Origin of the sequence: Pseudomonas tolaasii NCPPB 2192, assembly GCF_002813445.1 — a bacterium.
In the GTDB taxonomy this organism is placed as follows: Bacteria; Pseudomonadota; Gammaproteobacteria; order Pseudomonadales; family Pseudomonadaceae; genus Aquipseudomonas; species Aquipseudomonas tolaasii.
In genome coordinates this window covers 2583394-2596932 of sequence record NZ_PHHD01000001.1, presented here as the reverse complement: position 1 = coordinate 2596932, position 13539 = coordinate 2583394, and the positions used below count along the sequence as shown (strand labels likewise).

Below are 13539 nucleotides of genomic sequence, written 5' to 3'. Positions count from 1 at the left end.
GTCTTTAGCCTCGTGGCTCAATGCTTGCGGCCAGAATCGCCAGCACTAACTGCTGAAAATCCAGACCGGCGGCACGAGCTGCCATGGGGACCAGGCTGTGGTCGGTCATGCCGGGAGCGGTGTTGACTTCCAGGAACCAGAAATTCCCTTGGCCATCCTGCATCACGTCTGCCCGCGCCCAACCGGCGATACCCAGCGCCTCACAGGCTTTCGCCGTGAGGTCCATCAATTCCTGTTCCTTGGTTGCGTCGAGGCCGCAGGGGATCCGGTACTGAGTATCGGAAGCCACGTACTTGGCGTCGTAGTCGTAAAAAGTGTGGGGCGTGCCCAATGCGATAGGCGGCAAAACCTGGCCACGCAGGGTGGCGATGGTGTACTCGGGACCGGAAATCCACTGTTCCACCAACACTTGCGAATCGTAGGTACTTGCCGCTTTCCATGCGTCGATCAATTCGGCGGCCGAGTTCACTTTGGCCATGCCGATACTGGAGCCTTCATGGGCAGGTTTGACGATCAAAGGCAGGCCCAGTTCCTCGACTGCAGAAATACAATCGTCTTCGCTGCACAGCACACTGTGACGCGGGGTCGGAATGCCCAGGCTGTGCCACACCTGCTTGGTGCGCAACTTGTCCATGGCCAGTGCCGACGCCAGAATTCCGCTGCCGGTATAAGGAATGCCCAGGCACTCCAACAGACCCTGCATGCTGCCGTCTTCACCGCCACGGCCGTGAAGAATGATGAAGGCGCGGTCGATCTTCTCGGCCTGCAGGCGGGCGAGGAAGTCATCGCCCACGTCGATGCCAAAGGCATTCACGCCGGCGCTTTGCAGGGCTTCGAGCACGGCATTGCCGGACTTGAGCGACACCTCGCGCTCAGCGCTCTTGCCGCCGAACAACACGGCCACACGGCCGAAATCAGCAGGCGCGATAGTGGAGAACAGAGAGCCGTAGTCAGCAGTCATTTCGACTTCCCCTTTTCGGCAGCAGCGAAGATCGGGCTCGCGAGCAATTTGGGTGCAAGGCCACCAATGTCACCGGCACCCTGGCAGAGCAAAATGTCGCCGGCACGCAGCAGCGGCTTGACGATAGGCGCCAGGTCCACACCACGCTCGATGTAGATCGGGTCCAGTTGGCCGCGCTGGCGAATGCTGTTGCACAGCTTGCGGCTGTCGGCGCCCGGAATCGGCTCTTCGCCGGCCGGGTAGACTTCCATCAGCAACAGCACGTTGGCGTCGGCCAATACATTCACAAAGTCGTCGTACAGGTCGCGGGTGCGGCTGTAGCGGTGCGGCTGGTAAACCATCACCAGACGGCGCTCCGGCCAGCCACCGCGCACGGCCTTGATCACGGCGGCCACTTCGGTCGGGTGGTGGCCGTAGTCGTCCACCAACATCACGTCACCGCCTTCGACCGGCAGTTGGCCGTAGACCTGGAAGCGACGGCCGACACCGGCGAAGCGCGACAGGCCTTCAACGATGGCTTCATCGCTGACGCCTTCGTCGGAAGCGATGCAAATGGTCGCCAGGGAATTGAGCACGTTGTGGTTGCCCGGCATGTTCACCGACACATCCAGCGGCTCACGGTCAGGGCGCAGCACGGTGAAGAAGGTTTGCATGCCTTCCTGGCGCACATTGATGGCGCGCACATCGGCGTCTTCGCTGAAGCCGTAGGTCACGGTCGGACGTTTGACCAGCGGCAGGATTTCACGCACCACCGGATCGTCCAGGCACACCACGGCCAAACCGTAGAACGGCAGGTTGTGCAGGAACTCGACGAAGGTTTTCTTCAACTTGTTGAAGTCACCGTCGTAGGTGGCCATGTGGTCTTCGTCGATGTTGGTGACCACGGCAACCAGCGGTTGCAGGTGCAGGAAGCTCGCATCACTTTCATCGGCTTCGGCAATCAGGTAACGGCTGGTTCCCAATTGTGCATTGGTGCCGGCTGCATTCAGGCGGCCACCAATGACGAATGTCGGGTCCAGGCCACCGGCGGCGAACACCGAGGCGATCAGGCTGGTGGTGGTGGTTTTGCCGTGGGTGCCGGCGACGGCGATGCCGTGGCGATAGCGCATCAGCTCGGCCAGCATCTCGGCACGCGGTACCACCGGAATGCGACGTTCAAGGGCGGTTGCCACTTCCGGGTTGGAGGTGTTCACGGCGCTGGACACCACCAGCACGTCGGCCTCGGCAGCGTTCTCGGCACGGTGGCCGATGAAGATCTGTGCACCGAAAGTTTTCAGGCGATCAGTCACCGGCGACTCTTTCAAGTCGGAGCCGGACACTTGGTAGCCCAGGTTCAGCAACACTTCGGCAATGCCGCACATGCCCACGCCGCCGATCCCGACGAAGTGGATGCGCCGGATGCGGCGCATTTCCGGTTGCGGCATGGCTTTCTGATTCTCAACCATGGGCCACCTCCAGGCAGATATCGACCACGGTGCGGGTTGCGTCAGGTTTGGCCAGGCGGCTTGCGGTGCTCGCCATGCTGTTCAGTCGTTCCGGTTGCATCAAAACCTCGGTCAGGCGTGCGGCCAAATCGGCGGCGCCAGTCGTTCTTTGCGGCAGCAGGAAGGCAGCGCCCTCCCCGGCCAAATATTCAGCGTTGCGGGTCTGGTGATCGTCGATGGCATGGGGCAAAGGCACCAGCAAGGACGGCAGACCGGCGGCGGCCAGTTCACTGACGGTCAGCGCACCGGAGCGGCAGACCACCAGGTCGGCCCAGCCATAGGCATGGGCCATGTCTTTGATGAAGGGCTGTACGTTCGCCTCTACACCGGCCTCGCGATAACGCGTGGCGGTGACTTCACCGTGGTGCTTGCCGGCCTGATGGAAGATCTCCGGGCGCAGTTCCACGGGGAGTTGCGCAACAGCTTCCGGCAGCAGTTTGTTCAGCGGCTCGGACCCCAGGCTGCCGCCCATCACCAGCAGATGTGCCTTGCGCCCGGTCAGTGCCTGGCGCGCGATGTCCATGAACAGCTCGGTGCGTACCGGGTTGCCGGTGGTGCGCAACTTGTCCGACGCACCAAAGGTTTTCGGGAACGCTTCACACACCCGCGCGGCCAATGGCACCAGCAAGCGGTTGGCAGTACCGGCGACGGCGTTCTGCTCGTGCACGATCACCGGCACGCCGGCAAGCCTGGCGGCAACACCGCCAGGGCCGGTCACATAACCACCAAAGCCCAGCACACACACCGGCTTCAAGTCGCGAATCACTTTGCGTGCTTGCCACACGGCCTTGAGCAACACGAACGGCGCCTTGAGCAGGGACAACTTGCCCTTGCCACGCAGGCCCGTGACGTTGATCAAATGCAGCGGCAAGCCCGCATTGGGAACCAATTCATTTTCAATGCCGCGCGGCGTACCGAGCCAATGCACGGTGTAGCCACGGTTCTGAAATTCACGGGCACATGCCAGGGCCGGGAACACATGGCCCCCGGTGCCGCCCGCCATGATCAGCACGTTAGCGCCCATGGTTCGGCTCCTCGGCAAAGTCGCTTTCGCTGAACTCCATCTCTTCGCTGCCCAGGTGGGTTCGACTCTCCCACTCAATGCGCAGCAACAAGCCCAGGCAGGCGCAGCAAATCACCAACGAACTGCCGCCGTAGCTGAGGAATGGCAGCGTCAGCCCCTTGGTCGGCAGCAGGCCGACGTTCACGCCGATGTTGATCAAGAACTGGCCGATCCACAGGAACGACAAGCCGTATGCCACATAAGCGGCGAAATACTGTTTGGCCTTCTCGGCCCACAAGCCGATGTACATGCCACGCACACACACGAATACGAACAGCGCGACGGTGCACAGCGAACCGACCACACCCAGCTCTTCGGCGAGCACCGAGAACACGAAGTCGGTATGCGCTTCGGGCAGGTAGAACTGCTTTTGCACACTGTTGCCCAGGCCCACGCCCAACCACTCGCCGCGACCGAAGGCGATCAGCGCCTGGGTCAACTGGTAGCCGGAGCCGAACTGGTCGGACCATGGGTCGGTAAAGGTGATCAGACGGGCCATCCGGTAGGGTTGCGCCTGCACCAGAATGGTCACGGCCGCCACCGCCAGCACCACCATCAAGGTGAAGCGGAACAGGCCCACGCCACCGAGGAACAGCATCGCCGCCGCAGCGCCCATCATCACGACGGTGGCACCGAAGTCCGGCTCCATCAGCAACAGGCCGGCCATGGGCAGCAGCACGATGAATGGCTTGAAGAAGCCCATCCAGCTTTCGCGCACTTCTTTCTGGCGACGAACCAGATAGCCGGAGAGGTAGATCACCACGAACACTTTGGCGATTTCCGACGGCTGCACGTTGAAGGCACCAAAGCCGATCCAGCGCATCGAGCCGTTCACCTCGCGGCCGATGCCGGGGAGGATCACCATGATCAGCAGGCCAAACGCGCCGATCAGCATCATCCAGCCAAGACGCTGCCAGGTGGCGATGGGAATCATCATGGTGACGATGCATGCGCCGAGGCCGATCACCAGGTACACCAGGTGACGAATCATCATGTACAGGGTATTGCCCGACTGCACGGCGGCCACTTCGGAAGACGCCGAAGTGATCATCACCAGGCCCAGGCCCAGCAAAGCGAGGCAACCGGCAAGCATCGGAAAATCGAGGTCGATGCCGCGCCCGGTGATAATCGGCGATGGGTAAGGCTTGATGATATTTCTGAAGCTCATACCAAGGCCTCCACGCCGCGGGCGAACAGCTGACCGCGCTCTTCGTAGTTCTTGAACATGTCGAAACTGGCGCAGGCTGGCGACAGCAGCACGGCATCGCCGGGCTGGGCCAGGGCTCTGCACTGGGCAATGGCGTCGTCCAGCGACGTCGCGCGCACTTGCGGCACGGCATCGCCCAGTGCAGCGCCGATCAAGCCGGAATCACGGCCCATCAACACCACGGCACGGCAATGCTCAGCCACCGGCCCCTTGAGGTCTTTAAAGTCCGCGCCCTTGCCGTCGCCACCGACGATCAGCACCAGCTTGCCTTCGATATCCGCGCCCAGGCCTTCGATGGCGGCCAGCGCGGCACCGACGTTGGTAGCCTTGGAGTCGTTGTAGTAGCTGACGCCATCGAGGTCGCGCACCCACTGGCAGCGATGCTCAAGACCGGCAAACGTGCGCAGGCTCGACAGCATGGCATCGAATGGCAGGCCGACAGCATGGCCCAGCGCCAGCGCCGCGAGGGCATTGGACTGGTTGTGGGCGCCACGGATTTTCAGCTCGCGCACCGGCATCAGGTTCTGGAATTCGAAGGCCAGATATTTCTCGCCGTTCTCTTCGCGAATGCCGAAGGCTTTGAAGTCGGGTTTGCTCAGACCAAAGGTCCAGCACGGCAACCCCTCGCCCATCAACGGACGGCTCAGGGCATCCTGGCGGTTGACCACCACTTGCCGGGCACCGCGGAAAATCCGGTGCTTGGCCAGGTGATAGGCCGGCAGGCCACTGTAGCGGTCCATATGGTCTTCGCTGACATTCAGCACAGTGGCCACTTCGGCACCGAGATCGTGGGTGGTTTCCAGCTGGAAGCTCGACAGCTCCATCACGTACAACTCGATGTCGTCGTTGAGCAGGTCCAGCGCCGGGGTGCCGAGGTTACCGCCCACGGCCACGCGCTTGCCGGCCGCAGCCGCCATCTCGCCGACCAGCGTGGTCACGGTGCTTTTTGCATTGGAACCGCTGATGGCCACAATCGGCGCCTTCGCGTTACGCGCGAACAGGTCGATATCGCCGGACAGCTTCACGCCACGCGCCGCTGCCGCTTGCAGGGCCGGTGTCGCCAGCGCCAGGCCGGGGCTCACGTAGAGCTCATCGGCGCGGCACAGAAACTCGACATCCAGCTCGCCACAACGCACTTCCACGTGCGGGTAGTCACGGCGCAGCGTGACCAGCTCCGGTGGATTTTCCCGCGTATCGGCCACGGCAAACGACGTGCCCCGGTTCGCCAGGAAGCGAACCAGGGACATGCCGCTCTTGCCGAGGCCGACAACGATGCGGAAGTGGTCTGAAGCGATCAGGGACACTCGTTTCTACCTCAGTTTCAGGGTGGCAAGGCCGATCAACACGAGAATCACGGTGATGATCCAGAAGCGGACAATCACGCGCGGCTCGGGCCAGCCCTTGAGTTCAAAGTGGTGATGAATCGGCGCCATGCGGAACACGCGGCGCCCGGTCAATTTGAAGGAAGCCACCTGGATGACCACCGACAGGGTTTCCATCACGAACACACCGCCCATGATGAACAGCACGATTTCCTGACGAACGATGACCGCGATGGTGCCCAGAGCCGCGCCCAGCGCCAGTGCGCCGACGTCACCCATGAAGACTTGCGCCGGGTAGGTGTTGAACCACAGAAAACCCAGGCCGGCGCCGATCAGCGCGCCGCAGAACACAATCAGTTCACCCGCACCCGGTACATAAGGGATCAGCAGGTATTCGGCGAATTTCACGTTACCCGACAGGTAGCAGAAGATGCCTAGCGCGCCGCCCACCATCACCGTCGGCATGATCGCCAGGCCGTCGAGGCCGTCGGTCAGGTTGACTGCGTTGCTGGAGCCGACGATCACGAAATAGGTCAACACCACGAAGCCGATGCCCAGTGGAATGCTGGCATCCTTGAGCATCGGAATGATCAAGGTGGTTTCCACAGCGCTTGGGGCCGTGGTGTACAGAAAGATTGCGGCGCCAAGGCCGAACACCGACTGCCAGAAGTACTTCCAGCGGCTTGGCAGGCCCTTCGAGTTTTTCTCGATGACTTTGCGGTAGTCGTCTACCCAGCCGATGGCGCCAAACAACAGGGTCACCAGCAGCACAACCCACACGTAGCGGTTGTGCAGGTCGGCCCACAGCAGGGTGCTGATGCCGATGGACGACAGAATCAGCGCGCCGCCCATGGTCGGGGTGCCGGATTTGGACAGGTGCGACTGCGGGCCGTCATTGCGAACCGATTGACCAATTTGCAGGTTCTGCAGGGTGCGGATCATCCACGGCCCCAGGAACAGCGACAAACACAACGCGGTCAGCACACCCAGAATCCCGCGCAGGGTCAGGTACTGAAAGACCGCGAAGCCTTTGTGGAACTGTTGCAGATACTCAGCCAGCAGCAGCAGCATTAATGTTTCTCCGTACTTGAGCCACACAAGGCCGCGACGACGTTTTCCATCACCGCGCTGCGCGATCCCTTGATCAAAATGGTTGTGTGTTTGTCTTGTTCAGCCACCGTCAACGCCTGGATCAGTTCGGCCTGGGTCGCGAAATGCCGCGCACCGAGACCAAAGGCGTTGACGGCATGCGCCATGTTCGGGCCGACGGCGTAAAGGGCGTCGACTTTGCCGGCGGCATAGGCGCCGACTTCGCGATGGCCTTGTTCAGCCCAATCGCCCAGCTCACCGATATCACCCAGCACCAGCACCTTGCGCCCGGCAAAGGTCTTCAGCAGGTCAACCGCCGCATTGATGGAGGACGGGTTGGCGTTGTAGGTGTCGTCGATCACGCGCATGCCGTTGGTGGCCAGTTGCGCCACGGTGCGGCCCTTGACCGGCTGCACAGCACCAAGCCCCGTGGCGATACCGAACAGCGACACGCCCAGGGCATGTGCAGCCGCGGCGGCAGCCAGGGCATTGGCAACGTTGTGATTACCCAGCAGATTCAACTGCACGTGCTCATCGCCCTGCGGCGTGTGCAACGTAAAGGACGGACAGCCACGGGCATCAACGGTGATGTTCGACGCATGGAAATCAGCTGCTGCGTTCAGCACGGCGAACGTCAGGACCTTGCGGCCGGCGGCACGTACACGCCAGGTTTCGAAGGCCTTGTCGTCAAGGTTCAGTACTGCAGTGCCCGAGGCATCAAGGCCTTCGAGGATTTCGCCCTTGGCTTCGACGATTTTCTCGGGCCCGCCGAACTCGCCAACGTGGGCGGTCCCGGCATTGTTGATGATCGCTACGTGAGGCTGGGTCAGCGCCACGGTGTAGGCAATTTCGCCGATGCGCGATGCGCCCAGTTCGATCACGGCGGCGGTGTGTTCCGGGGCCAGTTCGAGCAGGGTCAGCGGTGCGCCGAAATCATTGTTCAGGTTGCCACGGGTGGCGAGCACTGGGCCGCGCGTGCGCAGGACACCGGCCAGCAGTTCCTTGACCGTGGTTTTGCCGCTGGAGCCGGTCACGGCTGCAACCGGCTTGTCAAAGGCTGCGCGGTTCAGCGCGCCCAGTTGGCCAAGTGCCAGGCGCGTATCGGCAACCAGCAATTGCGGCAAGGTGGCGTCGGCAACTTCACGCTGAACCAACGCACCCGCAGCGCCCTTGGCGGCGACGTCATTCAGGTAGTCGTGACCGTCGAAACGCGGGCCTGCCAATGCAACGAACAACTGGCCCGGTTTGATGTTGCGGCTGTCGATACTGACGCCGTCGAAGCTGCAATCGCTCGACAATACGCGGGCCGAAAGGGCCTGGGTCAGCTCGCTGAATTGCATGGCTTTAAGCATGGGCGACCTCCCAGGCGGTCAACGCGTGATCAGCCTCAACCAGGTCGGAAAAGGCGTGGCGCTCGCCGTTGATTTCCTGGTAATCCTCGTGGCCTTTACCGGCCAGGACCACCACATCATCGGCACTGGCGCTGGCGATCAGTTGGGCAATGGCAGCGCCGCGACCGGCAACGAAGGTGGCTTTGGACGCGTCTTTGAAACCGACACGGATGTCGTCGAAAATCTGGCGCGGATCTTCGCTGCGCGGGTTGTCGTCGGTGACAAGCACACCGTCGGCCAGGCGCTCGACGATCTCGGCCATCAGCGGGCGCTTGCCGCGATCACGATCACCACCGCAGCCAAACAGGCACAGCAACTTGCCCTTGGCGTGGGGGCGCAGGGCGACCAGTACTTTTTCCAGGGCATCCGGGGTGTGGGCATAATCGACCACCACCAGTGGCTGTGAACCGCCCCCCAGACGCTGCATGCGCCCGGCCGGACCTTCCAGCTTGGGCAACACGCTGAGGATTTCATCCAGGGCGTAATCCAGGCCCAGCAGCGCGCCGATGGCGGCAAGCACATTGCTCAGGTTGAAACGGCCCAGCAAGGTGCTGCGCAGGTGGTGTTCACCTTGCGGCGTGACCAGCGTGGCGCGCACGCCTTCGTCATTGAAGGTGGCTTCGCGGCAATAGAGGTAGGCGCTGGAATCTTCGAGGCTGTAGCTGATCAGGCGCGACTCATGGTCTTGCGCCGCCAACTGACGCCCGAATTCATCGTCCAGGTTCACCACGCGGCACTTGAGGTCGTTCCAGGCAAACAGCTTGGCCTTCTCCGCGGCGTAAGCCTCCATGGTGCCGTGATAATCCAGGTGATCGCGGGACAGGTTGGTCATCACCGCCACGTCAAAAGCCAGCGCAGTAACCCGCCCCTGGTGCAAGCCGTGGGACGACACTTCCATCGCAACGGCCTTGGCCCCGGCCTTTTTCAGGTCGGCAATGGTTGCTTGCACGGCGATCGGATTCGGCGTGGTGTGCAGCCCGCTTTGCAGCGCGCCGTAGAAACCGGTGCCGAGGGTGCCGACGATGCCGCAGTGCTGGCCCAGCAGGTCGAGGGCCTGGGCGATCAATTGGGTGACGCTGGTCTTGCCGTTGGTGCCTGTCACGCCGACCAGGTTCAACTGACGGCTTGGGTCACCATAAAAACGCCCGGCGATATCAGACAGTTGGGCCGCCAAGCCTTTGACCGGAATCAGCGGCACGTCGGTAATCGGCAGCACGGTAGCGCCTTCCACTTCATACGCCACGGCCGCCGCACCACGTTGCAGGGCATCGGCGATGTGCGCACGGCCATCGAACTTGCCGCCCGGCACGGCCAGAAACAGGTCCCCGGCACGTACATTGCGGCTGTCCAGGCTCAACTCGCGGATCAGCAGATCGCGACCGGCGTGGGCAAAAATCTTGTTCAGGCTAAGAGACATCAGCCGCGCCCTCCATTGGCTTTTGCAGCAGCGGCCGGTGGTCCGGCGTTAGCTTGTTGGGTCGGCGGCAGGTTGTCCGGGGTGATGTTCATCAGGCGCAGGGTGCCGGACATCACTTTGCTGAACACCGGCGCCGATACCAGGCCACCGAAGTAGCCCGCTTTACTCGGCTCATCGATCACGACGACGATGGCGTAGCGTGGGTCGCTCATCGGGCCGAAGCCAGCGAACAGCGAACGGTAGGAGTTCTCGGCGTAACCCTTGGTGCCCACCGAGGTTTTGCGCGCGGTACCCGACTTGCCTGCCACGTGATAAGCCGGCACCTGGGCACGGAACACTCCACGCGGTGCTTCGATCACTTGTTGCAGCATGCCTTGCATGGTCTTGGCGACGTTTTCCGGAATCACCTGGGTGGCTTTTGGCGCTTCGTCGACGTGAATCAGGCTCAGGGGAACCATGCGGCCGTTGTTGGCCAATACAGAGAAGGCATGCGCCAGCTGAATCGCCGTCACCGACAGGCCGTAGCCATAGGAAAGCGTAGCGGTCTCGGCCTTTTTCCAGTCGCGGTAGTTCGGCAGGTTGCCCACGCGCTCACCCGGGAAATCGAGGCCGGTGGGTTGGCCCAAACCGATTTTCTGCGCCAGGTGATAAATGGTTTCGCCGCCGATATCGAAGGCAACCTTACTCATGCCGACGTTACTGGAGTTGATCAGAATGCCTGTCAAATCCAGCACCGGGCCTTCGGTGCGCGACACGTCACGAATGGTGTACTTGCCCAACTGCAGCGTGCCCGGGTAAACCTCGACCTTGTCGCTCGGCTTCCAGCGCCCGGTTTCCAGGGCGGCACTCATGGAGATGGCTTTCATGGTCGAACCCGGCTCAAACACGTCGATCATGGCGCGGTTGCGCATCATCGCCGGCTGCAGGTTGCGACGGTTGTTCGGGTTGTAGGTCGGCTGGTTGACCATGGCGAGGATCTCGCCGGTCTTCACGTCCATGATAACCAGGCTACCGGCCTTGGCACCGTTCTCTATGATTGCGTTACGCAACTCGCGGTTGGCCAGGTATTGCAGACGCAGGTCAATCGACAACGCCAAGGGCTTACCGGCCTTGGCGTTTTTGGTGACCTGGACATCCTTGATCAGTCTGCCGCGCCGATCCTTGATGACCTGGCGTTTGCCGGGGACGCCGGCCAGCCATTCATCGTAGGCCAGCTCGACGCCTTCGCGACCGTGGTCATCGATGTCGGTAAAGCCGACCATGTGCGCGGTGGTTTCACCGGCCGGGTAGAAACGACGAAATTCCTCGATGCCATAGACACCGGGGACCTTGAGGTCGAGCACTTGCTGGCCCTGCTCGGGCGTCAGGCCGCGAACAAGGTAGATGAATTCTTTGTTGGCCTGAGCTTCAAGACGCTCCGCCAAGGCTTTCGGGTCCTGGCCAAGTGCAGCGGCGAGTTCCGGCCATTTTTCCTTGGCGGTTTGCAGCTCCTTGGCGTTGGCCCACAAGGTGGTCACCGGCGTACTGACAGCCAGGGGCTCGCCGTTACGGTCGGTGATCAGGCCGCGGTGCGCAGGAATCGGAATGTGACGAAGGCTGCGGGCATCGCCCTGCCCGATCAGGAAGTCACGGTCGACCACTTGCAGGTCGATGATCCGCCAAGCGATCGCGCCGACCATCAAGGCCAGCAAACCCAGCATCAGGCGGAAGCGCCATGGGTAAAGTGCGCCTTCAAGTTTCATCATGGCGCCACCATGCGAACTTCGGCCGCGCCCGGAATGTGCATTTTCAGCTGTTCGGTGGCCAGCACTTCGATGCGGCTGTGGGCCGTCCAGGTGCTTTGTTCCAGGATCAACCGGCCCCACTCCGCCTGCGCCTTGTCACGCACACTCAGTTCGCCGTACAGGGTATTGAGCAACTGACGGTTGTAGTGGGCGCTGTAGGACACCGCAATCGCGGACACCAGCACGCCAATAAACAGCAGCAACATAAAGAAGCTGCCGCCCGGCAGGGGCTTGGCGAAAAGCTTGCTCACCGCAGCTTCTCCGCAACGCGCATGACGGCACTACGGGCACGCGGGTTGGCCTTGAGTTCGGCTTCGGAAGCGAACTGCGCTTTGCCATGGATTTTGATTTTCGGCACAAAGGCTTCGAACCGTACCGGCAGGTTGCGCGGCAGGTTGTCGGACTCGCCCTTGACCAGGCGACGCATGAACAGTTTGACGATGCGGTCTTCCAGGGAGTGGAAGCTGATCACCACCAGGCGACCGCCCACTTCCAGCGCATCCAGGGCAGCCTCAAGGCCAGCCTCCAGATCACCCAGTTCGTTATTGACGTGAATGCGCAGGCCCTGGAACGCACGGGTAGCAGGGTTCTTGCCCTTCTCCCACGCCGGATTGGCGACTTTCAACACTTCGGCCAGGTCGGCGGTGCGCTCGAACGGCTGGATTTCACGGCGTTCGACCACGGCGCGAGCCATGCGACCGGCGAAGCGCTCTTCGCCGTATTCCTTGAACACACGGGTAATTTCTTCGTGGGGCGCAGTGGCGATGAACTCGGCGGCGCTGATGCCGCGGGTCGGGTCCATGCGCATGTCGAGCGGGCCGTCGTTCATGAAGCTGAAGCCGCGTTCCGGGTCGTCGAGCTGGGGCGAGGACACTCCCAGGTCAAGCAGAACCCCGGCCACTTTGCCCGCCATGCCGCGCTCGGCCACTTCGGCACCGAGCTCGGCAAAGCTGCGCTGCACAACGACAAAGCGGCCGTCTTCGGCCGCTAGCGCTTGCCCGGTGGCAATCGCTTGAGGGTCTTTGTCGAACCCGAGGAGTTTTCCGTCGGAGCCGAGCTGGCTGAGTATCAACCGGCTATGCCCGCCCCTGCCGAAGGTGCCATCCAGATAGCAGCCATCCGCGCGTACGGCGAGAGCCTCAACGGCTTCGTCGAGCAGTACGGTGATGTGGTTAAAGCCGCTATCAATAGTCACAGGATCAAATCACGCAGTTCATCAGGCATGGCGCCCGGTTGTTGAATAGCAGCCAGGTCCGCTGCAGACACAGCATCCCAGGCATCTTCGTCCCACAATTGGAACTTGTTCAGTTGGCCCACCAGCATTGCGCGCTTATCCAGCTTGGCGTACTCGCGCAAGCGCGGCGGCACCAGGAAACGACCACTGCCATCGAGCTCGAGGTCAACGGCATTACCAATCAGCAAACGCTGCAGGCGGCGGTTTTCTTCACGCAATGAAGGCAGAGCGCGCAACTTGGTTTCAATCAACTCCCACTCATCGAGGGGGTAAACACATAAACAAGGATCAACAGCATCAATCGTGATGATTAACTGGCCTGAACTTCGCGAAATGAGCTCGTCACGATACCGGCTCGGCATGGCGAGACGGCCTTTTGCATCGAGACTGATAGCGTTAGCTCCGCGAAACACAGATGCGTTTCTCCAAATTTTAGCGTTTTACGTTCAAAAAACCCACTTTGTGCCACTTTCCGCCACTTGCGCACACTATAGGAATGCGCCCACCACACCGTCAAGGCGCGGATTCAAGGAAAAGCCTTACAGAACGGAGATTTAGGAACGTAAAAGGAGGAGAAACGAGAGTTT

General features: G+C 61.6%; 12 protein-coding genes. All 12 read right to left on the bottom strand.

Going from position 1 to position 13539, the window contains the following annotated elements:
• Nucleotides 1-4: 4 nt before the first annotated feature.
• Genes ATI14_RS12040 through mraZ form a run of 12 tightly spaced genes read right to left on the bottom strand, consistent with a single transcriptional unit; the run spans nucleotide 5 to nucleotide 13365 of the window.
• Nucleotides 5-961 carry a D-alanine--D-alanine ligase gene (locus ATI14_RS12040; RefSeq protein WP_017255823.1) on the bottom strand — a complete coding sequence of 319 codons (957 nt, stop codon included), beginning with the start codon at nucleotides 959-961 and terminating at the stop codon, nucleotides 5-7.
• Nucleotides 958-2406: a UDP-N-acetylmuramate--L-alanine ligase gene (gene murC, locus ATI14_RS12035; RefSeq protein ID WP_016974236.1), complete on the bottom strand. Its 1449-nt coding sequence runs from the start codon at nucleotides 2404-2406 to the stop codon at nucleotides 958-960. Before murC ends, ATI14_RS12040 begins: the two co-directional genes overlap by 4 nt.
• Complete coding sequence (gene murG, locus ATI14_RS12030) at nucleotides 2399-3469, bottom strand: undecaprenyldiphospho-muramoylpentapeptide beta-N-acetylglucosaminyltransferase (RefSeq protein ID WP_016974237.1); 1071 nt, start codon at nucleotides 3467-3469, stop codon at nucleotides 2399-2401. The genes murC and murG overlap by 8 nt, the downstream gene beginning before the upstream one ends.
• Entirely contained in the window at nucleotides 3459-4676 is a 1218-nt protein-coding gene (ftsW, locus tag ATI14_RS12025; RefSeq protein ID WP_020372617.1) for a putative lipid II flippase FtsW, read from the bottom strand. Before ftsW ends, murG begins: the two co-directional genes overlap by 11 nt.
• Entirely contained in the window at nucleotides 4673-6019 is a 1347-nt protein-coding gene (gene murD, locus ATI14_RS12020) for a UDP-N-acetylmuramoyl-L-alanine--D-glutamate ligase (protein WP_016974239.1), read from the bottom strand. The genes ftsW and murD overlap by 4 nt, the downstream gene beginning before the upstream one ends.
• A gap of 6 nt (nucleotides 6020-6025) precedes the next feature.
• On the bottom strand, nucleotides 6026-7108 hold the full coding sequence (mraY, locus tag ATI14_RS12015) for a phospho-N-acetylmuramoyl-pentapeptide-transferase (RefSeq protein WP_016974240.1): 1083 nt from the start codon (nucleotides 7106-7108) through the stop codon (nucleotides 6026-6028).
• A complete protein-coding gene (locus ATI14_RS12010) occupies nucleotides 7108-8478 on the bottom strand; it encodes a UDP-N-acetylmuramoyl-tripeptide--D-alanyl-D-alanine ligase (protein ID WP_016974241.1) in 1371 nt (456 codons plus the stop codon). The genes mraY and ATI14_RS12010 overlap by 1 nt, the downstream gene beginning before the upstream one ends.
• Nucleotides 8471-9934 (bottom strand): UDP-N-acetylmuramoyl-L-alanyl-D-glutamate--2,6-diaminopimelate ligase, encoded by a 1464-nt coding sequence (locus ATI14_RS12005; protein ID WP_016974242.1) that lies wholly within the window; start codon nucleotides 9932-9934, stop codon nucleotides 8471-8473. Before ATI14_RS12005 ends, ATI14_RS12010 begins: the two co-directional genes overlap by 8 nt.
• A complete protein-coding gene (locus ATI14_RS12000) occupies nucleotides 9934-11676 on the bottom strand; it encodes a peptidoglycan D,D-transpeptidase FtsI family protein (protein ID WP_165448261.1) in 1743 nt (580 codons plus the stop codon). The genes ATI14_RS12005 and ATI14_RS12000 overlap by 1 nt, the downstream gene beginning before the upstream one ends.
• Nucleotides 11676-11969 (bottom strand): cell division protein FtsL, encoded by a 294-nt coding sequence (ftsL, locus tag ATI14_RS11995; RefSeq protein ID WP_016974244.1) that lies wholly within the window; start codon nucleotides 11967-11969, stop codon nucleotides 11676-11678. Before ftsL ends, ATI14_RS12000 begins: the two co-directional genes overlap by 1 nt.
• The gene (rsmH, locus tag ATI14_RS11990; RefSeq protein WP_016974245.1) at nucleotides 11966-12913 is read right to left on the bottom strand and encodes a 16S rRNA (cytosine(1402)-N(4))-methyltransferase RsmH; all 948 of its coding nucleotides are present in this window, start codon (nucleotides 12911-12913) and stop codon (nucleotides 11966-11968) included. Before rsmH ends, ftsL begins: the two co-directional genes overlap by 4 nt.
• Nucleotides 12910-13365, bottom strand: a complete 456-nt coding sequence (mraZ, locus tag ATI14_RS11985; protein WP_003171868.1) for a division/cell wall cluster transcriptional repressor MraZ — start codon at nucleotides 13363-13365, stop codon at nucleotides 12910-12912. Before mraZ ends, rsmH begins: the two co-directional genes overlap by 4 nt.
• Nucleotides 13366-13539: the final 174 nt, after the last annotated feature.

Coding starts and splice junctions, on each gene's coding strand:
- ATI14_RS12040 (WP_017255823.1), bottom strand. CDS start 961: ATGACTGCTGACTACGGCTCTCTGTTCTCCACTATCGCGCCTGCTGAT.
- murC (WP_016974236.1), bottom strand. CDS start 2,406: ATGGTTGAGAATCAGAAAGCCATGCCGCAACCGGAAATGCGCCGCATC.
- murG (WP_016974237.1), bottom strand. CDS start 3,469: ATGGGCGCTAACGTGCTGATCATGGCGGGCGGCACCGGGGGCCATGTG.
- ftsW (WP_020372617.1), bottom strand. CDS start 4,676: ATGAGCTTCAGAAATATCATCAAGCCTTACCCATCGCCGATTATCACC.
- mraY (WP_016974240.1), bottom strand. CDS start 7,108: ATGCTGCTGCTGCTGGCTGAGTATCTGCAACAGTTCCACAAAGGCTTC.
- ATI14_RS12010 (WP_016974241.1), bottom strand. CDS start 8,478: ATGCTTAAAGCCATGCAATTCAGCGAGCTGACCCAGGCCCTTTCGGCC.
- ATI14_RS12005 (WP_016974242.1), bottom strand. CDS start 9,934: ATGTCTCTTAGCCTGAACAAGATTTTTGCCCACGCCGGTCGCGATCTG.
- ATI14_RS12000 (WP_165448261.1), bottom strand. CDS start 11,676: ATGAAACTTGAAGGCGCACTTTACCCATGGCGCTTCCGCCTGATGCTG.